This is a genomic window from Pseudomonas sp. B5(2017), from assembly GCF_002112825.1.
GTDB classification, from domain to species: Bacteria; Pseudomonadota; Gammaproteobacteria; order Pseudomonadales; family Pseudomonadaceae; genus Aquipseudomonas; species Aquipseudomonas putida_Z.
On the sequence record NZ_NEIR01000019.1, the window covers coordinates 45,425 to 69,457 of the forward strand.

Sequence of the window (24,033 nt, forward strand, 5' to 3'; positions counted from 1 at the left end):
GGCTGTCACCATTGCCCGTAGGGGATGTTGTTCAGGCCTTTGCCGCGGGCCTTGGAATACACGTCGAACACGTCTTCGCCTTCGCGCGGGTTGTCGGGGCTGCTGTCGTAGGCGCGCAGCCCCCACCCGCCTTCGTCCTCACCCTTGGCCGCCACCAGCGGGTCGTGCGGGATGCGCCGCAGGAAGTAGAACTTGGCGCCCTTGGCGCTGCGCACATCGCGCACGCCGTCCACCAGCACTTGCAGGTTCGGCGGGTAGCCACTGGCGTCCAGGCGCTTCTCGATATAGCCGGCATCGAACGCGCGCTTGTAGGCGTCGATGGCGTCGCGAATCTGGTACAGCGCCTCGCGCAGCTGCTGTTCCTTGCCGCGGCGAACCACGGTTTCGGTCAGCGGCGCGGCCATGCTGGCAAGCAGCCCGAGCAGTGCCAGGGTCAGCACCACCTCGATCAGGCTGAAGCCCTGCATGCGGCGCTGCGCGATCATGGCCGCGGGCTCCCTTTGGCCGGGGCGATCGCCATCTGGCTTTCCACCACCGGGGCATCGGTGGCCGGGGCATTGCCAGGCACATCCGCCGGCGGCAACGGCGCTATCTGCCGCACCTGCATGGCCGACTCGGTGCCGGTGGCGAACTCCATGTCCGACGGGCTCTGGTACGGCAGGTTGCGCACGATGCGCGGGGTGATCGCCAGCACCAGCTCCGACTTGCTCATGTCGTCCTTGTTGCTGCCGAACAGCCGGCCCAGGCCGGGGATGTCGCCAAGGCCCGGGATCTTGTTGCCGCTGGCGTTGTGGTCGTTGCGCACCAGCCCGGCCAGCACCTGGGTTTCGCCATCGTGCAGGCGCAGGGTGGTCTGGGCGTTACGGGTGTCGACCTGGACCGGGATGGTGCCCTGGCGCGTGGCTTCCAGCGGGGTGGCGTTGCTCACCTCCAGGGCTACCTTGATCGCCACTTCGTTGTTCAGGTGCACGGTGGGCTGCACCTCGAGCTTCAGGCCCACGTCCAGGTAGGTGACGCTTTCGGTGATCACCGGGCCCTGGGTGGACGGCACCGAGGTGGCGCTGATGATCGGTACCCGCTGGCCGATGTGGATGCGCGCCTGCTCACGGTTGCTGACGCGGATCACCGGGCTGGCCAGGGTGTTGATGTCCTTGTCCTGGGCGTTGATCTTGGCCTGCGGTGCCGGCGCGATACTGATGCGGCTGGAGTCGATGCCCTTGAGCTGGTCGAGCACGCTCACCGGCTGGCCGTCGGAGCTCAGCACGCCGAAGGTGTTGGGCCATTGCAGGCCGAGGTCGAGGATGCGCGAAGTGGCCACTTCCATCACCTCCACTTCCAGCACCACCTCGGGGTTGGACTGGTCCTGCGACTGCAGCAGCTTCTCGGCCATGCGCACGGCATCGGGGGTGTCGCGCATGGTCAGGGTGTTGAGGCGTTCGTCGACGAACACGTCGCGGGTCTTGAGCATGGTCTTGACCATGTTCAGCGCGGTGTTGGAGTCGATGCTGGTCAGGTAGAAGGTGCGCATGACCAGTTCCTGGTAGTCCTTGGTCTTCTGCGGCGAGTCGGGGTAGATCATCAGGGTGTTTTCGTTGACGATCTTCTGCCGCAGCTGGTTCTGTTCCAGCAGCAGCGCCACGGCGTCCTCGATGCGCAACTCGCGCACGAAGATGGTGGCCTTCATGTCCGGGCGCATGTCCTTGTCGAAGATGAAATTGATGCCGGCGACCTGGGACAGCACCTCGAAGATGGTCTTCAGGTTGGCATCGCGAAACTCCAGGGTCACCGGCCGCTCCAGCTTGCTGCGCAGCTGCGGGAACGGCTGCGCGGTGCGCGCCTGCACGTTCTCGATGTCGCTGCGCAGGGCAATGCCCTTCTGGTTCTGCGGGTCCAGGCGCAGCACTTCGCGCATGTAGCGCTCGGCACCGAACAGGTCGCCCTGGCGCAGCGCCGCCTGGCCCAGCGCCACGCGCTCGTCGAGGGTGCGGATCAGCTCCAGCTGGCGGATGCCTTCCTGGGCGCGGCGGTTGTTCGGCTCCAGGGTCAGCACCCGGCCATAGCCCATGCGGGCGCTGGCGAAGTCGTGGCGGATGCGGTCGGCGTCGGCCTGGGTCAGCAGCGCCTCGACCGCAGCCTGGCGGCTGTGGGCCAGGGCGATGTTCAGCTCGGTGTCACGCGGGTCCTCGCGCAGGGCTTCTTCCAGGCGGGCGATGCCGGCTTCGTACTGGCCCTCCTTCATCAGCTGGTCGCTGTCCTTGCGTACCGCGCTGGAGCCGCAGCCGGCAATGGCCACGCACAGCGCCATTAGCAGGAACGGAGCCGGTTTGCACAGCTTTGACGACTTCATGGTGCGCTCCCTACAGACAAAGTCTGCGACTGATGCAAAGGCAGGTAGACCAGGTGCAGCTCGCTGGCCGATACCCGTTCGAGGCGGTAGGTGTCTTCGATCACGTCGCCCTGGCGCACGACGTAGAGTTTTTCGCCGCTCTGCAGGAAGATCTGCAGGTCGTCGCGGTCGCCGATGCGGCCAATGAACTGGAATGGCAGGGCCGGTGCAGTCGGGGCTGCGGCTACGGCGGGTGCGGTGACCACGGGTTGTTCGGTGACGGTGGCCAGGGCCTGGGGTTTGGTCCATTGCTGGGTTGGGAAGAGATCTCTTGAGGCTTGTTCCGGCCCTTTCGCGGGTAAACCCGCTCCCACAGGGACCGTGGATACCGCCGATTTTGTGGGAGTCGGTTTGCCCGCGAAGGGGGCAACACTGTCTTCCTGGCCGAACCAATGGCCCGGGGCCCAGGCCAGCGCCGCGCTCACGCCGAGGAAGCCAACCCAGATGACAGCACGTTGTGTGTTCATCACGACCTCGACAGGTAAAGGGTCATGCGCAGGCGCGCGTTGAGCTCGCTGTCGCCAATGCGTTTGCGTTGCAGCTCCAGGTCTTCCAGCACCAGGGTCGGCAACTGCTTGAGCAGGCCCCTGAGGAAGCCGCGAATCTGCGGGTAGCTGCCGCGCACCGGCAGCACGATCTGGTAACGCGCCAGTTGCGTCCTGGGGTCGATGCCCAGGGCATATTCGCCACGCGCCAGGCTGATATGCTCGGCGCTGGCCAAGTGGTACAGGCGCTCGATCAGCTCGCTGGCCCGGGGCTGCCCCGGCAGTTGCTGGCGCAGGCTGTCGAGGGCCTGCTGCTCGGGCTTGATGGCGATCTTCAGCTCGCCACGCCTGACCCGCTCGACCTGCACGCTGGCGTCCGCTTCGGCGGCGCGCAGTTCGCGCAGGTTCTGCCATTGCGGCAACACCCCGGCGCACAGCACGCCCACGGCCAGCAGGCCCACCGCAATTGCAGCCAGGCCGACCGGGCCGACGCGACGCAGGCGTTCCTGGAGGATCAGGCTGTTCAGCGATTCACGGGCGCGCATGGCCGGTCTCCCAGGTGGCGGTGAGGGTGAAGCGCACCGGGTGCTCGGGCTGCGCGGCCAGCACCTCGTGGTTGAGCAGCGACACATCGCTGAGCTCGGCACTGGCTTCCAGGCGCTGGTGGTACTGCAGCATCGCTTCCAGGTTGCGCGCCTCGGCGGTGATGCGCAGCTGGCCTTTGCGCGCGTCGGGGGCCAGGCTGAGCAGCGCCACGTCGTCCTGGGGTTGCGCTTCAAGCATGGCGAACAGCTGCTGCCAGGGCCGTTGCAGCTGCTGCGACACGCTTTGCATCTGCGCCAGGCGCTCGGCCTGTTCGCGGCTGGCGGCGCTGCCCAGCGGTGCGACAGTGGCCGGGCGACGGCCCAGTTGCTGCTCCAGGCTGTGCACGCTGGCCTCCACTTCGACCTGCTCGGCCTGCAAGCTTTGTTGCAGCAGCACCAGGCCGGCGACCATGGCACTCGCCACGGCCAGCAGCGACCAGGCCAACGGGCTGTTGCGCCGGGGCTGGAATTCCAGGTCGAGGCGGCGCATGTCAGGCCACCGCCCGCCACATGGCGCACAGCGGGTCGGCGTCGCTGGCCGGCTGGCACAGCTGCACCGCCGCCAGTTGCGGCACCTCGCCCCGGCCCGGGGCATGCAGGTAGACCCGTGGCAGGTGTTCGCCGTACAGCTCGCAAGTGCGCTCGATCAGTGCTTGCAGGGCCTGGTCGCTGTCGGCGCAGCCTTGCGCCAGCACTTGCTGCCAGGCCCCGCCGGCGGCCAGCAGCAGCACGCTGCGGCGCGGTTCGGCCAGGACGAACAGGAAGTCGCCCTGCTCCAGCTGTGCCGAGCAGCGGTTGTAGGCGGCCATCAGGTACGGCTGCACCGAGCGCAGGCTCAGGTGGCTTTCCCGGCCCAGCGCCTGCAGCCGCTGCAGCAGGGCTTCGGGCAGCGCCGTGGCGATGCGCGCGGCGCCGGCCGGCTCGGGCGACAGCACGATGCGCCAGTCGTCCAGCGGCTGCCCGTAGAGGTTTTCGAAACAGGCCCGGGCGTAGGCGTCCAGCTCGCGCGGGTGGCTGATGGCATCACTCCAGGGCACCAGGCAGAAGCGGCTGTAGCGGGCCGACAGCAGCACCCGCAACTGGGCACCGCGCACGGCATGCTCGGCCAGCAGGGTGGCCAGGGCATCGACGGCAGCCTCCCAGGCCGGTTGGGCGGCATCACAGGTAAAGTCGCGGCTGCCCAGCCATTGGTGGTGATTGGCGTGCCAGCTACCCAGGCCCACGCCTTCGGCGCCGAGTACGGCACTGTATCTGTAAGCGCCACGATCAGATGAATGTGACACGGTTGATCTCCTCGAGAGTGGTACGGCCATCCCGGACCAGGTCCAGGGCCGAGGCCCGCAGCAGGCGCAGGCCGCGCTGGCAGGCGAGGTTCTTTATTTGCGACAGGGGGCGGCGCTCGACGATCATCTGCCGCAGGTCGTCGTCCAGGTGCAGCAGTTCGGCGATGGCGCTGCGGCCGCGGTAGCCACTGCCGCGGCACTGGCCGCAACCCTGGGCGCGGACGAACTTCCAGCCGGCCACGCCCTCGCGGGTCAGGCCCGCGCCGTACAGGGTGTCGTCGTCGACTTCGCACGGCGTGGCGCAGTGCGGGCAGGCCAGGCGGATCAGGCGCTGGGCCAGCACCGCATTGAGCGCGGAGACGAAGCTGTAGGGGTCGACCTGCATCTGGCTGAAGCGGCCGATCACATCGAACACGTTGTTGGCGTGGATGGTGGTGAACACCAGGTGGCCGGTGAGCGCCGACTGCACGGCGATTTGCGCGGTGTCCGGATCGCGGATTTCACCGACCAGGATCTTGTCCGGGTCGTGGCGCAGGATCGAGCGCAGGCCGCGGGCGAACGTCAGGCCCTTCTTCTCGTTGACCGGGATCTGCAGCACGCCGGGCAGCTGGTATTCGACCGGGTCCTCGATGGTGATGATCTTGTCCACGCCGTGGTTGATCTCGCTGATCATGGCGTACAGGGTGGTGGTCTTGCCGCTGCCGGTGGGGCCGGTGACCAGGATCATGCCGTAGGGTTCGGCGGCCAGCCGGCGCAGGGCGCGCAGGGTTTCCTCGGCAAAGCCCAGGGCCTGCAGCTGCACGCCGCTGACCCGGTCGGACAGGTCCTGCTTGTCGAGCACCCGCAGCACCGCGTCTTCGCCGAAGATGCTGGGCATGATCGATACCCGGAAGTCGATTTGCCGGTCGCCCACGGCAACCTTGAAACGGCCGTCCTGGGGCACGCGTTTTTCGCCGATGTCCAGCTCGGCCATCACCTTGATGCGCGAGATCACCTGGTCGGCGAAGGCGCTGCCGCTGGCCTTGCCGGCGCCGTTTAGCACACCGTCGATGCGGTACTTGATGGTCAGGCCCTGGCCGGTCATGCCCAGGTGGATGTCGCTGGCGTGCAGCTTGAGGGCGTCGTACAGCGTGGAGTTGACCAGCTTGACCACGCGGCTCTGGTCTTCGCTGATGCTGGCCAGCGACAGGCGCTGCAGCGGGTCGCTTTCGCTGCTGGTTTCGGCGTCGTGGTCAAGGGCGTCCACGGCGTGGAAGCTTTCTTCGTGGCGGGCCAGGAAGGTGGCCAGGTCGGCGGCGTGGGCCAGGTACAGCGGTGCGCCTTGCAGCACGTCGTCGATCCAGGCCAGACGGGCGTGGTCGAAGGGGTCGGCGAACACGCCCAGCAGTTGGCCGCCCTGCTCGATCAGCACGAATTCACGCTTCAGGCACATCGCCAGGCTGACCTTGTCGAAGCGTGGGGTGCTCGCCAGCAGCGTGTGGCTGCCCAGCACCGGGTAATGCAGGGTCAGGCCCAGGCGCTGGGTGAAGGTGTCGGGGGTGTCGCCGGCCAGCTGTTCCAGGCGGGTGAGCAGGCGTTCGTCGCTGGTTTGCAGGCGGGCCTGGGCCAGCAGGTCGCGGGGGTAGGCAGAATATGCTTTTACCTGTGCCGGCCCTTTCGCGGGTAAACCCGCTCCCACAGGATTTTCGATATCTTCAGGATTGCAGTGCCCCTGTGGGAGCGGGTTTACCCGCGAAGAGGCCGGTGCAGGCGGTGGAGCGTCCTGGGTTGCATCGAATGCTTCTGGCATGGCCTGCGACTCCGCTCAGGGGCGCGTCGCAGGCTGGCTCGGCCAGGGGTGCGGGCGCCGCTATTCCCCTGTGAGCAGTTGATCGTCGTCGGGCCCTGGGGGCTTGGCGCCGTTACGGCGGCGGTCGGCCAAAACCCAGCTTCCATCGTACAACTGCAGGGGGAACGATTCGTTCCTGTTCTGGCGTCGTTCGACGAACCCTTCAGCCGGGTTGTCCGTGGCCCTGCGCCGGCGCTCGATGCCCATCAGGTCGAAGACTGCACGGGCCAGTTCCACCAACGGGAACGGCTTGAACAGGACATGGCTCACACCCAGCTCGGCGGCCCGCTCACGCACTTCGACGGTGGGGTGGGCGGTAATCAGCACGAAGTGGCACTGCCTGTTCCTGCGTACGGTCTCCAGAACCTGAAAACCCTCCATGTCGGGCAAGCGGTAATCCAGCACGATCACTTGCGGTGCCAGGCTTGCAGCCTGCTCGATACCACTGGCACCGTCGTGGGCAACATGAACTTCCAGGCCTTGCGCCTGCAGGTACGCTTGCAGGTTCTGCGCAAGAGTCTGTTCGTCATCGACTACCAATACTCTGTTCACCAAGGTCGACTCCCAAGAACTGCCCGGTAACCCGGTCTGCGAAGTGCGCCCCTGTACAGGCTTGAGCAGGCTTCGTGCCAGGCGTGAATAGTCATGCTGAATAACCGTAACTCATTGATTTTGCAGGGGCACCGATCACTACCCGCAACGCGGCGGGCAGGCGCACCAGCCCCGTTCCCCACATGCGGGGAAAGCGATGGCACACTGCTATTTCGTTATTCCCCAGCATTGGGGAAACGCCATCAGGGGCCTCAGTCGGCGATCTCCACGGTAGCGGACGCACGCAAACGTTGGCGCACGGACTGGCGCGCCTGCGCCTCCCGCTGCCCGATGAGCGTGGCCCTGGCCAGGACCAGGCCCTGTTCGCGTATGACCGAAGGCTCGTCACTTTGTTGCTGCACTCCTTGCAGGTTTTGCGAATTGGCATCATAGAATGCCTCCACTTCGGCCTCGCTGGGCGCGGCGACCGCGCTGAGCTGGGCGTACACCTGCTGCGCGGCCAGCTCGCGCCGGGTGTACTCATTGTACTGTGCCCTATCGAAACCCGCTTCCGCCAGCCGCCGCTCAAAAATTGCCGGGCTGCCAAGCGCGGCCTCGATCTCGCCCACATGCGCCGACACCTGCTCGTCGCTGATGGCTATGCCGAGGCGCTGGGCCTCCTGCCACAACAGCTCCTTGTCGATCAGTTCATCCAGGGCCTGATCGCGCAGGCGCTGGTACAGGTTCGGGTTGCGGATGCTGGCCACCGCGCGGCCCTGGGCGTCCAGGTATTCGCTGAAATAGCGCTCCAGGCGCATCGTCTCGATCTCCACACCGTTGACCCGTGCCGCCGGCATATCGGCCCAGCTTGCCTTGGCCAGCACCTGCAACAGGCACAACAACAGAACACGCATGGCAACCTCCGCTCAAGGGCTGTCCGGCAGTGGCCGGTACGGGGTGACCGCGGTAAAGCGCGGCCCGGGAAGGGCCACCGCCACCACATGGGCACCGGCCATGCCCTGGCGGCGACCGGGGCCGAAGCCCAGGGCCGGGGTCAGGCCGGTGGACACATCATGCAGGCCCTCCAGCGCGGCAATCAGCTGCTCGCGGCTGGTGTCACGGCCAGTCTGCTTCAACGCTTCGCTCAACAGGCGCAGGGCGCACAGGGTGTTTACCTGCAACGACGCCTGGCGAGGGTCGAGGCCCTGGCGCTGCTGCAGGCCGGCCAGGGTCGCCAGGCCCTGTTCGGTCCAGTCCTCGGGCACGTAGGGATAAGCCAGGAACACCCGTTGCGACCAGAACTCGGGCAAGCGCGCCACGGCGCCGGTCACCTGGCTGGAGGCGCCAAACAGGTATGGCTGGCGGCCGGCTGACTGCAGCGCCGAAGCCAGTTCGGCAAAGGCCTGGGCACGGCCAAGGAAGACAATGCCCTGCCCGTCCACGGCTTTTCCTGCAAAGGCCTGGGCCGCAGGTGTTGCCCAGCCCTGCTGCAGCAGGCGTTCGCGCACCTGTTCGGCCAACGCCGCATGTTCATTGCCGGCATACACCACACGCAGGTCGCCCGCTGCCAGGCCCAGCGCTGCGCGGGCGTGGCCGGCCAGGCTCAGCAATTGCGCGGGCAAGCCGGGCAACGGGTCGAAAATCTGTGGGCTGCCGCCGCTTCGTGGGGTGCTGCCGATCAGCGGTACATTGTGTGGCGCCAGCAAGGTTGCCAGGCGCTGGTCGAGCATGGGTACCAATGGCGCGATCAGGGCGAACACCCGTTCCTGCTCCAGCAACTGCTGCAGTGCCCGTTCGGCGCTGGCCGGGTCGGCGCCCGGGTCGAGCACCACCAGTTCCAGGCGTCGCCCGTGGATGCCACCCTGCTGGTTGAGTTGCGTCAGGCCGTCTTCCAGCACCGCACGCACCACCTGCCCGGCCTCGGCCAGCGGGCCGGATGCCGGCAGCAAGGTGCCCAGGCGCAGCACGCCCTCCTCCACGCCGGGGTCGCGCTCCTGGGCCAGGCGCTTGAGGTAGGCCGTGAGGTTGCGCTGGTCGGCCAGGGTCAGCTCGAAGCGTGGCATGGCCGGGTCCAGGCGATTACCGGCCGGGTCGACGCCATGCTGGATGGCCCGGGCCAGGCTGCTGTCGGTGTAGGCCGGATAGCGGCGGCCGTTGACCTCGCGTTCGCCCTGGCCTTGCGCCAGGCGCTGCCAGTCGAGGCTGGGCGGGCGTACCCCCCCTTCGGCGCGGCCGCGGCCATCGTTGCCGTGGCAGCTGGCACAGGGCAGCACGCTGGCGGGGACCGTCATGTCGCTGACACCGACCCGGGCCTGCAGTTGTGCGTCGCTGCTGGAGACGCCCTGGCGGTAGAGGTGTTTGCCGGCTTGTTCATGTTCGGTCAGGTCCAGGGCGAGTGCACCGCTGCACATGGCAATGCCTAATGCGAATGCCAGATAGCGCAGCACTGCTTCAATACGGACGCGAATCCCTGTAGGAGCGGCCTTGTGTCGCGATCGGGCGCGCAGCGGCCGTAAAACCGGCATACCCGGAGTACCTGATGAAACACATTCGCCGGTCCTGCGGCCGCTGCGCGCCCGATCGCGACACAAGGCCGCTCCTACAGGGATTCGCGCCGGGATTCGCGCCAAATTTGGCGCCGGCATTGGCGAAGTACTGCGCATGATGCTCACCGCCCTGCCAAAGGCAGTGCCAGCAACTGCATGCGCTGGGCAATCGCCGCAGGCGGCGCATCCGGGCGGATCTTGCTCCAGCGCTTGCCGGCCACGTCGCCGGCAATCAGCTGTGTCGAATGCTGCTCGGGGCTGGGCAGAAACTGGCCGATGCGGCCGAGCACCAGGTCGACATTGGCCTTGTCACCCGTCAGGAACACCCAGTTGGGCCCATCCACGCCCTGCTTCTCGGCAAACGCCTTGAGCACTTCGGGGGTGTCGTTGAGCGGGTCGCTGCTGATCGACACGAAGGTCACCTGGCTGGCCAGCTGCGGCCCCATGGTCTCGCGCACTTCACGCAACTTGCGGGTAATCAGCGGGCAGGCGTCGGTGCAGTGGGTGAAGATCACGTTGAGCATCACCACCTTGTCCTTGAGCACATCGCTGTAGAAGCGCAGCTCGCGGCCGTTCTGGTCCTTGAGCACAGTGTCGGTGAACCAGGTCTGGGCATCGCGGGTGCCGCCGCCACTGGTCATCGCCTGCGGGGCCGGCTGCGGTTCTGGCGCCTGCGGGGCATGGCCTTCATGGGCGAACGCCACCGAGGCGAGGATCCACAGGCAGCCACCCAGCACCAGCCAGTCAAAACCGCGCATGGCAACGCGGCGGTTGCTTACCTGGCTCATGGTTGCACCTCGTGATGGTCGGCAATGGCCGTGCTCTTGGCATGCACCCGGCGGGCGCCGAGGCGGTTGATTTCGTCGATCAGCACTGCCGGGTCGGTGAACCCGTAGTAGCGCGTCCAGTGCCCGGTGCGCCCGTCACCCACCAAGATCAGCGGCGGGTGCTGCCTGAGATCGGCGCTGAAGCTGCCCAGGCCCTTGAGGGTTTCGCTGATGGCGTACGGCGTGCCGGTCAGCCAGCTCCAGCCCGGCCCCTTCTGGAAGGCCTTGGCGTAGTCCTGCAGGCGCTTGGCATCGTCACGTTGCGGGTCGACGCTGATCGACACCAGATGAATGTCTTGCCCTACCCGGCCACCCAGCTGCTGCTGGACCTTGCCCATTATCGACGACACCACCGGGCACACCGTGGTGCAGCTTGTGTAGATGAAGCCCATGACCACCAGGTGGTCGCCCACCAGGTCTTTTTCCAGGCGTACCGGCATGCCGTCCTGGTTCAGCAGCGAGACATCGGCAAAGCGCACGCTGGCCTTTTCCTGGCGCGCCGCCGGTGGCTGTTCGGCGTGGCCGTTGTGGTCGTGGCCACCATGGGCCTGGGCCAGGTTGCCGGCAAAAGCCAGGCTCAGGGCCAATAGTTTGCAAGCATGCTTGGCGTTCATCGCAGGTTCCTCACGTCATTCTCGGAAACGGTGGACGTTGCGGCCGGCAGGACGCGCAGGCTGGTGTAGTTTTCCTCGGCGAACCTGCGCCCCAGCGACGGCGACTGCACGTGCAGGTACCAGGCGCCGGCTTCGGGCAGGGTCAGGGCTGCCTGATAGATGCCCTCGCCCACCTCCTCCAGTTGCAGGTTCTGCGGCATCGACGAAGGCGCCAGGAAGTAGCGCAGGCTCAGGTCGCTCAGGCCCAGGCGCGGCTGGCCGTCGTCGCCGACGATGCGCACCCGCGCGGTAACGGCGCTGTGCTGCGACAACGGCCGGTCCAGGCCGATGAACTCGGCGTGGGCGCCCTTGCGCCTGCCGGCACTCGGCGCTGCGGCCACATCGGTGCTGAAGCAGTGGATGATCTGCGGCTGGTTGAGCAGGAAGGCCACGTCGAACTTGCCGGCGGCGGGCATCTTCACCGTCGAGCCGTACACGCCCGGCGCCAGTTCGCGCAGGCTGCGGTCGACGACGATGGCGGCGCGGGCCTGGTGGCCACGGTTGTTGTAGCCGGACATCGGTGCGTTCATGCCTTCGGCGTAGAAGTAGGTGGTGTTGTCCACCGGGTTGACCACGAACACCGAATTGTCGTCACGCGACACCGACAGCCCCTGGGCCAGCGGCAGGTCACCGGCCTGGCGTGGCGCCGCCGGGCCGGCCTCGAAGCCCTGGATGATCGGCGAACGCCCTTCGCCCAGGCTGGCCAGGTTGATCATGCTCACCTTCGGCGAAGCCAGGCCGCGCACGTAGGCATAGCCCTTGGTGAAGGTCAGCTGGTACGGCTCGGCCGCCACCGGGATCTGGTGGATCAGCTTGTCGGTACTGGCGTCGATCACCAGGGCCTGGTTCTCCAGGGTGTTGAGCACGATGCCGTAGCGGCCATCGCTGCTGAAGCGCATCGGCCCCAGGCCCTGGGCGGCCTGGACCGTGTGGCGCAGCTGGTGGTTGCGGGCATCGAACACGCGCACGCTGCCCTCCTCGCCATCGACCACGTACACCGCCTGGGACAACGCCGAATAACTGACCGACAGCGGGTGCGGGCCAACCTTGATGGTCTTGGCCAGGCGCATTTCCGGGATGTCGATGACACTCAGGGTGCCGCTGTCGCGGTTGCTGACATAGGCGTAGCGCGAGTCGGCACTGAAGGCGATTTCGTGGTGCCCGCCGCCGGTGTTGAAAGTTTTCAGGGTGTTGCGCCCCGGTACATCGATCACCGTTACCCCGCCCTTGGCCGGATCGCTGCTGTTGTTGCCTACCCACAACCGGTGCTGGTCCGGCTGCAGGGCCACGCGCAGGGGCTGGTCGCCAGCGTTCAGGTCGGCCACGCGGGTGAAGGTTTCGGTGTCGATCACCGAGACTTTGCCGCGCTCCGGGATGGACACGAACACCAGCTTGTCGTCACCGGTGGCCACCCAGTCCATGGGCCGCCCAGGCAGGTCGATGCGGGCCATGGTACTGGTCACGCCGCCAACCGAAACGGTCGGGTCGATCACCGTCAGGCTGGCGTCCTTGTTCATCATCAACAGGAAGTAGCTGTTCAAGTCGAGCAACGGCCGGGCGCCGATACTGCTTTTGAGGAACAGCGCGACACGGGCCTTGCAGCTCTGGTCGCGGTCGCCCTCCGGGGCCGACTGCGTCGGGTCGATCCACGCCCCCGGGGCCATGCCCGACAGCGGCTGGCCACTGGCCTGGTCGCTGACCTTGAAACGGATGTTGGCGAAGCTGCCCTCCTGCAGCTCGCCCCCCGCCAGCGGCCGGGCCTCGAACTCCACGGTCACGCCGTCGCGGCTGAGCCGGTGCGGGGCCTGCGGGTCGTCAGAGCCCTGCAAATACTCGCGCGGATCGCACCAGAGGCTTTCATAGGCCACGCCCAGGCCGATCAGCACAGCCCCCAGTGCTACCCCCATGTATGCAAGGCGGGTTTTCTTGTTCATGTTCGCGCCCCCATTTACCGTCACTGCGCCGGTGCCGTTGCCGGCGGCGCTTCATTGGTCACCCGCAAGATCCCCCACAGCCCCGAGAGGTTGCCGTAGGCGGCGTAGTCGCGGAACAGGTAGTCGCCCGCCACCGCGTTGGCGCCGCCGGCACTGGGCAGCATGAAGCTGAAGTGCGCGGCCGGCAGCACGCTTTCCTGGGCACCGATGTACATGGCCATCGGGTTGTAGCCGAAGCGCACCGAGCCGATGCCGGGCTGCCACATCGGGTAGCCGTACTCGTCGCTCTTCTCGGCCTGGTAGTTGTGCAGCGGCCACAAGTGGCCATCCAGCTGGTAGACCATGCCGCGGCTGCCGCCACTGGGCATCACGATATGGTTGCGCACTGGCTGGCCGGGCTTGGCGTACAGCACCGGGGTTTGCGGGTCGCCACCGACCAGGGCGTTGGCGTAGGCCATGTGGGCGTTGGGCACATCGCCAAAGCCCAGGCCGGCGGCGCGGCCGAAGGGTGAGTCGGGGGCCATGCCGAAGCGCAGCCACAGGGGCTCGGTCTTGTAGTTGACCGCCATGTTGCCGTTGTCCTGCGGGTCGCCGGCGGCGCCGTTGCCTTCGGTATTGATGCCCTCCACCGGGCGGCCGTCGGCCCAGCGCATGTTCAGCGCACGCTGCCAGACCGTGACGAAGTCGCGGTAGTCCGGCTGGCCGGTGACCTTGACCGTGGCCTGGGCCCGTGTTGCGCCGTCCTCGGTCCAGGTGGCGGTCTGCGGCAGGATGCTCATGGCACCCACCAGGCCTTTCTGCGGCTGCTTGATGAAGTCCGACGGGGTCAGGTTGAGGCCGCCGAACTCGATGGCCGTGGTGTTGATGTTGTCCACCGTGCGGCCCAGTTGCGACACCGGCTTGCCTTCACGCTCCAGGTGGCCGGCATAGTACTGGTAGGTACGGGTCGGCCAGGCGCCACTGGTGCCGGCACGCGGGGCCACGGTCTGCACCGGGTTGAGGCCGACGTTGGCACCGTCGGACTTGGTGATGTCGTAGGCCAGCAGCTGGGCATGCAGGCCCACGTGGCTGGACGGCCGCATCAGGTTGTTGGCAAAGGCGGTGGCACCCTCGCTGTCGAAGCGGTCACGCTTGACCACGTTGTGCATCACCGCAGTGCTGGGCAGGTCCGGCATCACCAGTGGCAGGCGGTTTTCCAGGGTGATGCTGATGCACTCGCCGGCGTTGGCGCGCAGCACCAGCGGCTCCACGGGCACACCCGCCTTCAGCTTGCCGGTGGTGGCGTCCAGGTCGGCCTTGCGCACGTACAGGATTGCGGTCGGGTCGTGCAGCGGCGCGCTGTGGCCACCGATGGTGAAGGGTTCCCCATCTTCGGGGTCTACCCCACTGACCAGCGGGATGGCGGTCTTGCGGCTGTTGAACACCAGGGTGCCGCCGTTGGCCTTGAGCGGGCCGCCGACATGCTGGCCGACACCGGCCGGGTCGTTGATGCTGACGCCGTTGCGGTTCTCGAGGATGTCGTTGGCCAGTGCCGCGACGATTTCGTAGCTGCGCTTGACCGTGGGGCGGCTGCCGATGCCGTTGGGATTGGCCGTGGTTTTCGGGCAGATGCCATCGAAGTTCACGGTGTTGCGCATGGCCACCGGCTGCGGGTTGTTGGGCAGCGGGAACAGGTCGGCACGCTGCGCGGTGTAGTTGCGCATGATGCCCCAGATGCCGTTCCAGTAGCCCTCCAGGGCCGCGTCCAGGGAATACAGGTAGTCACCGTTGGTGGCCGCCGAACTGGAGATCATCGACACCGGCGCCATGAAGCCCAGTTGCTCGGAAATACCGATCATCTGCGATGACTTCCAGCCCGAGTTGGAGCTGTTGCCGTAGCCGGTGCCGTTCTGCAGCCACTTCACGCCATGCAAGGTGACGTTGTGCTCCTCTTCATGGCCGCCGGCGTGCATGCGCAGGCGTACGTTGTCACCGGAGTAGGTGCGCAGCATCGGGGTAAACGGGTCGCCCGGTTCGCTGCCGGCCGCGTTGATGTGCGGCGGGAACAGCGTGGTGCCGCCGGTGGGGCCCACGGCCGAAGTAATCGCCGACGGAGCCAGGTTCATGGCCGGAATCGCCCGGTCGGTACGGGTTTGCAAGGCATAGCTCAGGTCGCCGGCCAGGCCGTCGGCCTGCATGCCACGCTTGCCGTCCGGGCCGACCTTGTTCGGGTCGTACACACGCAGGGCCAGGGGCTCGTTGCGGTAGTTGACGACGAACATGCCCGGGTCATCCACCGAAATCGCCTGCGGGCAGGGCCGGCTTGGGCAACCGGGGTTGATGCCGCCGCGCTCCTCGACAATGGCCTCCAGCAGGTTCGACGCCTTGCCGCGCACCGGCGGGTTGATGGCGTAGCGGAAGCTGTCGGCGGTGGCCGGGTACGACTGGGCATTGGGGATGCCGTCCGGCCCGGCGCCGACGTACACACCGGCCTCGTAGGCGTGCTGGAAGTCGCTGTATTCCAGGAAGAACTCGCGGTAGCTGTCGTTCTTGCCGTCGCCATCGTGGTCACCGGTCTGGATCACCGCCTGCCACGAGGTCGGGCCACCGTCCTGGCGCGTGGCCGGGTTGTACAGCTTCTCGCCGGTTTCGGCGTGGTACCAGGTGGAGTTGGCCGGCTCGGCCAATACGGTGGCATACAGCCCAAGCTGCTGGTGGGTCGATGGGCCGAGGTGGTCGTGGGTGAAGATGGTGCCCAGGCCACGGTCGACGTTGTACACGTTCACCAGCGGGTCGGCGAACCAGCGCTGCATGGCCGTGCGTGCGCCCAGCCAGTCGGCCCGGCCGAAGCGGCCGAAGTACGGGTGCTGCCGGGCTTGCGGGCAGGCGGCGGTGCCGTCGCGGCTATCGCCCTGGGTGCAGCCGTTGTAGGCACGAATGGCCTGCACCCGCTCGACCACACTGCCGGGCGAGAGGATGCCGTCTTCGTAGTTCCAGCCGTTGGCCGAGCCATCGGCGGCGGTCAGGTCCCACTTGGGCAGGTGAATGTGCTGGCCGATCACGTCGGTCGGGGTGCGCACCTGGTAGTCGTCCATCTCGTAGATGTTCGGGATCAGGTTGGTGTGCTGGTACATGGTGCAGTCGAAGGTGTTCATGCGCATCACCAGCGGCTCTGGCGGGCGCTGCTTGGTGATCACCGGCCAGGCGTCTTCCCACAGGGCGATGATGCGGGCCTGCGGGAAGTGGTAGCCGACCTTGTTGTACACCGCGTCGAACTGGATGTTGGCGCCCTTGTAGATGCGTGGGCGGTCGGCGGTGAAGGCCGAGGCGCCACGGAAGTTCAGGCCCGCCAGGCTCTCGCCGCTGAAGTACTCGCCTACCCCGGAAGACTGGGTCAGGCGTTTGCCCCGGTCATCCATGCACGGCTCGTAGAACGGCGCGCCGGCAGTCGGCAAGGCGCCGTTGGTGCGGAACGCCTTGGCCACCGGCTGGCTGCCGGGGATCAGGGCGAAGCTTGGGTGTTCGGCCAGGGCGTGGAACTGCATGGCCGCCTGCTCGACATCGGTGCCCTCTTCGGGCAGGTAGATCGGCTTGGCCTTGTGTACCACCTTGGTGAAATCGAGCTTGGTGGTGGTGGTTTCGGCCTCGCCGCCGGCGGATACGCCGTCCAGCGCGTGGCGCCCCAGGCCGCCGTCCCAGCCATCGACCTGGTTCGGGTCGAGGTTGGCCCACAGTGCCTTGCCGCTTTCCTTGAGCTGGCGTGCCATGGCCGGGTCGAGCATGTCCAGTGGCGGGGTTGGTGGGCGGTTGCCCACGCTGCTTTCCATGCCGCCGATCCAGAACGGATAGCCAGGGTTCTTCAAGGTGCCGTCGGCGTTGCGGTTGGCGTCGCTGCGGTCGACCAGTGCCAGCGAGCCGATGGCCTTGCGGACCGGCGCCTGGTTGGCTGGCTCTTCATCCTCTTCTTCCTCGGGCTCGTCGTCATCATCATTGGCGGCAACCAGCGCTTCGGACAGCTTCGGTACCACCACCACCTTGCCTGGCATCGGCGCCATGGCCTTGCCGGGCAGCGGCACGATGGCCGGGATCGGCGTGCCGGCAACGATCTCGCCATCGGGCAGGGCCCGGGCGCCAACCGCCGGCTTGCCGCTGCGCAGGGCGAACGGGGTGCTGTGGAAGCCGTTCTCGCCCTGCCCGCTCACCTCAAGGCGGGTGCCTTCCTCGAACACGTCGTGCACCCGCCACATGGCCCACATGCCCTGGGCGAAGTGCGGGTAGAAGTGGCAATGGTAGATGGCATCGCCCGCCACCCGGTTGCGGTTGCCCGAACCGCCGTTGGCGATTTCGTAGGTGTAGCCGACCCCCGCGCCGATGCCCTGGGCATCGATGTAGTCGGAATTGTCGTCATTGGGGTTGAACAGCCACTGGTGGCCGTGCAGGTGGAAGATGTGCTGCTCATGGCCGTTGTGGGTGTTGCGGAACTTGGTGAAGTCACCGATGTAGCTGTGGTGCACGTTGGCCGGTTCCGCCGGGAACAGGGCCATGCTGGCCTTGACCCCGATTGCGCTGGCCGGTGGTACCTCGCCAGGGCGGATGTGCTCCAGGCCGACGTTGGCCGGCACGTCCACCAGCGTACCGACGTCACCGACAGTGTGCGCACTGAGGAAGAACTCCTCATAGGCGCACGACAGGCAGTCGTGCATCGGCCCCACGCCCAGGCGGTTGGCCACCACTTCGGCGCCCATGCCACCGGAACCGTAGTTGATCATGAACGAGTCGCGGGTGGGTTCCAGTACGTGGCCCATCACCGGGTCCGCCCAGTAGCCAGGGAACGCCTGGGTGCCGGCGACCTCGTCGGCGAACTGCGAGGCGAAGTCACGGAACGCCTCCAGGCGGTTGGGCAACGCCGGGTTGCGCTTGCCCAGGCTTTCCAGCGGGTAGGTGGATTTGGGGAAGCTGCCATCGGGGTTGGGGCCCATGACGATGGCATCGGTTTCGCTGTTGATGATCTGGTTGCCGTCGACCATGGCAATGATCGGCTTGCCAGCCTTGCCTTCGGCGATCCAGGGTTGCATTTGCGGGTAGCGGGCTTCGTAGTCGATCACCGGCTGGCCGGTGGCGGTACGGCCGGTGGTGGCCAGGCGCATTTCTTCTTCGGTGAGGGTATTGCGGTAGGTGCGGCCGAGTTTGGGCACCACCACTACCTGGCCGAACAGGCCGTTGGCAACGTTGCCCGCAGTGCCCTCGCCGCCGAAGGTGGCGGCTTTGCTGGTAGCGGCGAAAGCGCCTTCGCGTTCGGCGTACAAGGTATAGCTGCGGGTGCTGCCGGGGCTGACGAAGAAGTTGCCGTTACGCCCGGTGTAGGCAGAAATGTCGGCGATGCTGTTGACCGCCTGCATGCCGTTGACCTGGAAGCCGACCATGCGCTCGGCCACCTGCTCGTCGGCGACGAAGCCTTCGGCGGCTTCGTTTTCGAGCTCCGGCCCCTCCTCTTCGCCCTCAGGCTCTTCAGCCTCGATGCCGTGCTTGTTGGGGTTGGCCTTGTAGTCGAGCAGGTTGGTCAGGTTGACGGTAAGGCATTCACCGGCGGCCACCCGCAGCACGATGGGCCGCGGGCGCTTGTCCGGGCGCAGGGTGACCTTGCCCGGTACTGCCGCCCCGCCGCTGCTGAGGGGGACCATCTTGTCGTCCACCACATCCTCGCGCAGGGCGAACATCATGCCGTTGGCGTTTTGCGCGCCAAGGCGGTTGAACATCAGTGGCTGGTCCAGCGCCACCACGTTGGCGACCAGGGTGCGCTGGCACTGCACGGCGGCTTCGCTGGTCGACTCCCAGCCGAGCAAGGCCAGAACGAGTGATGACAGGATGGGGCCTTTGAGTGGCATAGACATGCTGCACCTCCGGGACACAGGATCTCTGCGTGGAGCTGGAGCAAGGTGTATGCCAGGAGCGGATTGCTTTTATTTTCAGTTGGTTGCAGCGGCAAACGAAACAGATTGGGGAGGATTCCCCAGCGGTTTTCCCCGAAACGGGGGGTGGGTTGCAGGTGTTCGTCATGAGATTTTCATTGCCTGTGAGATCGAGCGCCGCCCGCGCGGCGCTCGATCTCACAGGCACCGACAATGTGGTGGCGAGCCCGTGGCGGCCCTAACCCAATCCCCCGCCCTGCACCTCACAATCAACAAGTCGCTACCCGTACTGGCCTCATCGCAGGCAAGCCACACACAGTTACTGCACATGGCTTGAAGCCGATGCGGTCGATGTGGGAGCGGGTTCACCCGCGAACACCGGCGCAGCCGGTGCCATCCATCACGTCGCTCGGTTCAAAGGCCTGCCTGTGACCACTTATTACATCCCCAACACCCTGTAACGCCACGAGTCGAACTTTCCTACACATTTTTCGGAAGCCGGACTAGCGACCCGGAACCCTTGCCTCGTTAGTGTCCGGTGCTTGCACCCCGTGCAATTCACCACACCTGCCCGATGGAATGAACAGCAGGAACACTAATGAGCGCACAACACACTCTACGCGTTACCCCAAATACCCTCACTCCAGCCTGGATGATTCATCCCGTCACCTGGGGTACCCACCATGGATAAATGCTCCGGCGTCGTCGCCCCCACCGAGACCTTCGACCAGGACGATGTCGGCGCCAGCACCGAACTGCTGGCGCAATGGCTGACTGACCTCACCGGCCATCTGGTCAACTGGCGCACCGTCATCACCGTCGCGGAGGTAATGCCCGTCGCCGGTTCGGTATTCGCCGCCACCGACGCCATCGGGGACATCATCAGCCTTGTCCAGGGTTCTCCGGAATACCGGGCCGACCTGTTCAACTGGGTTGGCCTTGGCATCAACCTGTTCGCCATTGCACCGATACCCGGCATGAGTCCCGCTCGCAAAGTGATGCGGCCGGTGTTGAAGTCCGCGAGGGCTTCCTCCAAGGACGGCATGGCCCAAGCCCTGCTGATCGCGATGGAAAACGCCCTCGCCGACGTCTGCCGGGGCGACCTGGAAAACTTCGTCAAGGAAATCGACCGGCAATTACAAACCATCCTGGCCAGCTTTGCGCAGAAGGTCGTGGATATCTGCCAGTTCTTCGCAGACCTTATCCGCTCGGCCGCAGACGGCACCGTCAAAAGCACTGCCCTGACCGTTATCTTCCCGGGATTACGCCTGGTTGCCGAAGCCTCCGATTACGCCAAACGCAAAACCGGCTACGGCTTGAGCAGAGACCAGCTTGGCCTGGGGCCGGACCCAAAACTGCTGGCACTGCTCGAACCCATTGCGCTCAGCCTGGAAAGCCTCGGCCGAATGGCAGGTAACAAGATCGCCCAGATCGGCAACAAGGCCACCCCAGGCAGCCTGGCGGCGATCCTGGATGCGCTGAAGCTGGCCCTGAGCAAGCGCAAGCCTGTGGTGATGCGGGCCAACGTGAATGCCGACGGCAGGGTTACCCAAGTGCGGCGCGTTCACCCACAAAACGGCACCGAAGCAGCCCCGCGGCAACGCCCTGCCCGTGCCGACCCCAACTGCCGCAAAGCCGGGGGCGCCGGCGGCACAGGATGCAGCATCAGTTTTGCCCTGGGCAGCGAAACGATCAGCCACACGGACTTCGCGCTACCCGGCGTGTTTCCCATCAACTGGAACAGAACCTATCGCTCGACTCTAGGCGCCTACGACCATAGCCCGTTCGGCGCCCGCTGGATCACGCCGTTCTCCAGCCGCTTCGACCTGGCCGGGGACACGCTCGTCTACCACGGCATCGATGGCCGTAGCCAGCACTACCCCTTGCCTGATGTCAGCAAGCATCACCACGACCCGATCGAAAACCTGTGGGTCGGACGACCAGAGGCTGACAAGCTGGTGCTGGCGCGCGGGCATGTGATGCATGAGGTGTACGTGCGCGACGGTGACCAGTTCCGGCTGGAGCTGATCTCGCATCAGGGCGGTGCACGCATCGCACTGTTCTATGAGCACCGCCATGCCGACCGTTCTGTGCTGTCCGACCTGGTGACCTACCAGTACGAAACCGCCCATCAGCACATCCACACGCAACTGGACGATCACGGCCGGATCGTCGCCCTGTGGTTGATGCGTGATGGCCAGCCAGAGCGTCAAGTCGCTGGCTATGAATTCGATGCCCAGGGCGACCTGCGCAGTGCGCGTGACGAACATGGCGCGCAATGGACCTACCAGTACGCCCATCACCTGATCACCCGCTACACCGACCGTACGGGCCGGGGCATGAACCTTGAATGGGTCGGCGAAGGCTCCGACGCCAAGGCCATCCGCGAGTGGGCCGACGACGGCAGCCTGGATACCCGATTGAACTGGGACCCAGATATTCGCCTGACCCGCGTGACCGATGCCAACGGCAACCAGACCCAGCACTTCTACGACAGCTTGGGTTACACCTACCGCATCATCCACCCGAATGGTGACGAAGAATGGCTGTACCGTGACAGGGACAAGAACGTTACCCAGCATGTGCATACTGATGGCAACGCTGATCACTACGTCTATGACAATCGCGGCAATCTACTCCAGCACACCCGCCCGGACTACACGACCGTCCACCACACCTACGACGACCTGGACCAGCGCTTCAAGACCCGCGATGCCGAGGGCGGCCTGTGGAAGTACGACCATGATTAGCGCGGCAACATCATCGAAACGGTCGACCCGCTGGAGAACAAGACCGAGTACACATACAACAGCGAAAACATGCTCGTAGGCATCAAAGATGCCAATGGGAGTGACAGGAAGCTGGGCTATGACCGTGATGGCCGGCTGACCAGCTACACCGACTGCTCAGGAAAGACCACGCAATGGAAATACAGCGCGCAAGGCCAACTGGCCAAGCTCATCAATGCAGCCGGTGAAGCCACCGAATATCAATACCAAGCCGGCCAGCTGACCCGCGTGGTCCTGCCCGACAAAACCTCCGAGCGCTTCGAGCATGATGCCGAAGGTCGTCTGCTCAAGCACACCGATGCCCTGCACCGGCGGACAATCTGGACCTATAACGAAGCCGGTCGGCTCAAACAGCGTCGCAACGACGACGATTCCACGCTCACTTACCACTGGAACAAGCTCGGCCAACTGGTGCGCCTGCGCAACGAAAACAACGCCGAGGCCACATTCAAGTATGACGCGGTCGGCCGACTGACGCGTGAAACCGGTTTTGACCGGGAAACCACCGATTGGCTCTACGACAACGGCAGCCAGTTGCCCACCCGCCGCATTGACGGTGATCGCATCACCCATTTCGAATATGACCCCATGGGAAGGTTGCTGGAGAGCAATGCCGGGCGGCGCGGTGGCAAAGCATGGGAAACCGAGAAGTTCAGCTATGACGGCAATGGCAACCTGCTGCTCGCTGTTAATGACGCCTGCAAACTGCAGTGGTTCTACGATGAGGCAGGCAACAACATCCGCGAGCACCAGCACTTCCGATACATGAAGGAACAGAAGGTCGCCGTCTTCAAGCACGAGTACGACGCTCTTAACCAACGTATCACTTTTGCCTACGACGCGTTGGGTCGGCGCCTGTACAAGAACTCCCGTTCCAAGTACCGCGACCGGCCGCAGGCGGGGCCTGTCTGGAACGAAAACGCGCGACGGGAGTTGGATGGGAGGCTGGGATGCGGCTTTACCTACTATGGCTGGGACGGCAACACCCTGGCCTTCGAATGCCGCGATCCCGATGGTACTGGGCCGATGACCCATTACATCTTCGAACCCGGAACCTTCGTGCCGATTGCACAAGCGGTGTCGAAGGCTAGCTTGGAGTTGATACCTCAACCCGTTTACCAAGCGCCCTACAACATCAATCGGGATCCAGTTTGGCAGCACAAACCCACGCCGAACCCGCTTGACGCCTTTGCCTGGTACCAGTGTGATCACCTTGGGACCCCGATGGAGCTGACCGATGAAATCGGGCAGGTGGCTTGGAGTGGTGTATACAAGGCTTGGGGGGTAGCGGAGGAGAAGCGCAGTGAGCATGCGAAGTGGGCGGATATTCGCAATCCGCTGCGCTTTCAAGGACAGTATTTTGATATCGAGACAGGGCTGCATTATAACCGGCATCGATACTATGACCCGAGTATTGGACGATTTATAGGTAAGGATCCAATTGGCTTCTCAGGCGGACTAAATGTTTACACCTATGCAGCGAACCCCATTGAATGGCTTGATCCCTTAGGGCTTATATCCAACAGAGACTTTAGGCCGACTGCAACTCTCGACAAAAAACTATCCGCATTGGAAGGTGCTCAATCCAGAGCGGTCAGAGAGAGGCATTTATTGGACGGTAGAATCAGATACTATGAGCGAGAATCTCCTGCTAGAACCCAAGGACCCACTAGAGGGCGATCACACGCCACCGAGTGGAATCCAAAAACAGGTGAAGTCAGAAGCTGGGAGGAAAGCTATGATCACTCCGGGAATGTCAATCGCATTCATCCAAAGTCAAAAAACGGAAGAGAAATGAGGCTCCCTCATTACCCTCCAACATTGGCTGACATTGAGCAAGGCTTGGCTGAGCCATCTAAAAATTGCAAATGCGGAGATTAAGCAGATGCCCTTAGAAACAGCAGGATTGACTATTGCTAAAGACCTAGTGGAGCACCTATCAACTCGCAAATACGACGCAGTAAAATTTGCAATGTATGCGTACTCCATCTGGCTAGACTACAAACTTTATCAATCAGACGACACCCAGCTAGTGGAGATAATGGAAAAATTGCGAAGCATGGACGCAGGAGAGGAATTTGAATACTCCAAAGAGGAAATCCTAGAAATATTAAACGGGTATATGAAAAATAACGAATCCAGCTAAAACCCTAACGGCGGAGCACATGCTTATTCCGGCGAATTGCTCCGCCATGTGTAACATCAACTTCACCGCGCCGGTTGAACGACAACGTTCTCCGCAGTTATTGCGGCATTCAGGGCCGCGACGACGAGCGCGGCAACTTGCTGGGCCCGCGTA

At 64.9% G+C, this 24,033-nt stretch carries 17 protein-coding genes; 3 read left to right on the forward strand and 14 right to left on the reverse strand.

The window, feature by feature from the left end:
- Positions 1-5 precede the first annotated feature (5 nt).
- The 14 genes from CAG00_RS24620 to mnxG form a co-directional block, all read right to left on the reverse strand.
- On the reverse strand, positions 6-485 hold the full coding sequence (locus CAG00_RS24620; protein ID WP_015270589.1) for a type II secretion system protein: 480 nt from the start codon (positions 483-485) through the stop codon (positions 6-8).
- Positions 482-2,347 (reverse strand): secretin N-terminal domain-containing protein, encoded by a 1,866-nt coding sequence (locus tag CAG00_RS24625; RefSeq protein WP_085665552.1) that lies wholly within the window; start codon positions 2,345-2,347, stop codon positions 482-484. Before CAG00_RS24625 ends, CAG00_RS24620 begins: the two co-directional genes overlap by 4 nt.
- Positions 2,344-2,853 (reverse strand): hypothetical protein, encoded by a 510-nt coding sequence (locus CAG00_RS24630; protein ID WP_075045048.1) that lies wholly within the window; start codon positions 2,851-2,853, stop codon positions 2,344-2,346. The genes CAG00_RS24625 and CAG00_RS24630 overlap by 4 nt, the downstream gene beginning before the upstream one ends.
- Positions 2,853-3,416 carry a GspMb/PilO family protein gene (locus tag CAG00_RS24635; RefSeq protein WP_025339367.1) on the reverse strand — a complete coding sequence of 188 codons (564 nt, stop codon included), beginning with the start codon at positions 3,414-3,416 and terminating at the stop codon, positions 2,853-2,855. Before CAG00_RS24635 ends, CAG00_RS24630 begins: the two co-directional genes overlap by 1 nt.
- The gene (locus tag CAG00_RS24640; RefSeq protein ID WP_075045046.1) at positions 3,403-3,945 is read right to left on the reverse strand and encodes a PilN domain-containing protein; all 543 of its coding nucleotides are present in this window, start codon (positions 3,943-3,945) and stop codon (positions 3,403-3,405) included. The genes CAG00_RS24635 and CAG00_RS24640 overlap by 14 nt, the downstream gene beginning before the upstream one ends.
- A gap of 1 nt (position 3,946) precedes the next feature.
- A complete protein-coding gene (locus CAG00_RS24645) occupies positions 3,947-4,738 on the reverse strand; it encodes a hypothetical protein (protein ID WP_025339369.1) in 792 nt (263 codons plus the stop codon).
- Positions 4,722-6,527: a GspE/PulE family protein gene (locus tag CAG00_RS24650; protein ID WP_256573529.1), complete on the reverse strand. Its 1,806-nt coding sequence runs from the start codon at positions 6,525-6,527 to the stop codon at positions 4,722-4,724. Before CAG00_RS24650 ends, CAG00_RS24645 begins: the two co-directional genes overlap by 17 nt.
- Before the next feature lie 60 nt (positions 6,528-6,587).
- Positions 6,588-7,121, reverse strand: coding sequence for a response regulator (locus tag CAG00_RS24655; RefSeq protein WP_031325917.1), 534 nt, complete (start codon positions 7,119-7,121; stop codon positions 6,588-6,590).
- Positions 7,122-7,369: 248 nt separating this feature from the next.
- Positions 7,370-8,011, reverse strand: coding sequence for a SurA N-terminal domain-containing protein (locus CAG00_RS24660; RefSeq protein WP_085588441.1), 642 nt, complete (start codon positions 8,009-8,011; stop codon positions 7,370-7,372).
- 12 nt (positions 8,012-8,023) lie between these two features.
- Entirely contained in the window at positions 8,024-9,508 is a 1,485-nt protein-coding gene (locus CAG00_RS24665; protein ID WP_256579150.1) for an ABC transporter substrate-binding protein, read from the reverse strand.
- Between the two features lie 257 nt (positions 9,509-9,765).
- A complete protein-coding gene (locus CAG00_RS24670; RefSeq protein WP_085665553.1) occupies positions 9,766-10,431 on the reverse strand; it encodes an SCO family protein in 666 nt (221 codons plus the stop codon).
- The gene (locus tag CAG00_RS24675; protein ID WP_085665554.1) at positions 10,428-11,084 is read right to left on the reverse strand and encodes an SCO family protein; all 657 of its coding nucleotides are present in this window, start codon (positions 11,082-11,084) and stop codon (positions 10,428-10,430) included. Before CAG00_RS24675 ends, CAG00_RS24670 begins: the two co-directional genes overlap by 4 nt.
- Complete coding sequence (locus CAG00_RS24680) at positions 11,081-13,057, reverse strand: cytochrome D1 domain-containing protein (RefSeq protein ID WP_085665555.1); 1,977 nt, start codon at positions 13,055-13,057, stop codon at positions 11,081-11,083. Before CAG00_RS24680 ends, CAG00_RS24675 begins: the two co-directional genes overlap by 4 nt.
- 20 nt (positions 13,058-13,077) lie before the next feature.
- Positions 13,078-18,927: a manganese-oxidizing multicopper oxidase MnxG gene (gene mnxG / locus CAG00_RS24685; protein WP_085665556.1), complete on the reverse strand. Its 5,850-nt coding sequence runs from the start codon at positions 18,925-18,927 to the stop codon at positions 13,078-13,080.
- A 29-nt stretch (positions 18,928-18,956) separates the two neighbouring features.
- Here mnxG and CAG00_RS24690 point away from each other — a divergent pair, with 29 nt between their 5' ends.
- From CAG00_RS24690 to CAG00_RS24700, 3 genes are all read left to right on the forward strand, one after another.
- Entirely contained in the window at positions 18,957-19,187 is a 231-nt protein-coding gene (locus CAG00_RS24690; RefSeq protein ID WP_085665557.1) for a hypothetical protein, read from the forward strand.
- Between the two features lie 441 nt (positions 19,188-19,628).
- Positions 19,629-21,695: a DUF6531 domain-containing protein gene (locus CAG00_RS24695; RefSeq protein WP_085665558.1), complete on the forward strand. Its 2,067-nt coding sequence runs from the start codon at positions 19,629-19,631 to the stop codon at positions 21,693-21,695.
- 30 nt (positions 21,696-21,725) lie between these two features.
- Positions 21,726-23,615 carry an RHS repeat-associated core domain-containing protein gene (locus CAG00_RS24700; RefSeq protein WP_256579158.1) on the forward strand — a complete coding sequence of 630 codons (1,890 nt, stop codon included), beginning with the start codon at positions 21,726-21,728 and terminating at the stop codon, positions 23,613-23,615.
- The last annotated feature ends 418 nt before the right edge of the window (positions 23,616-24,033 follow it).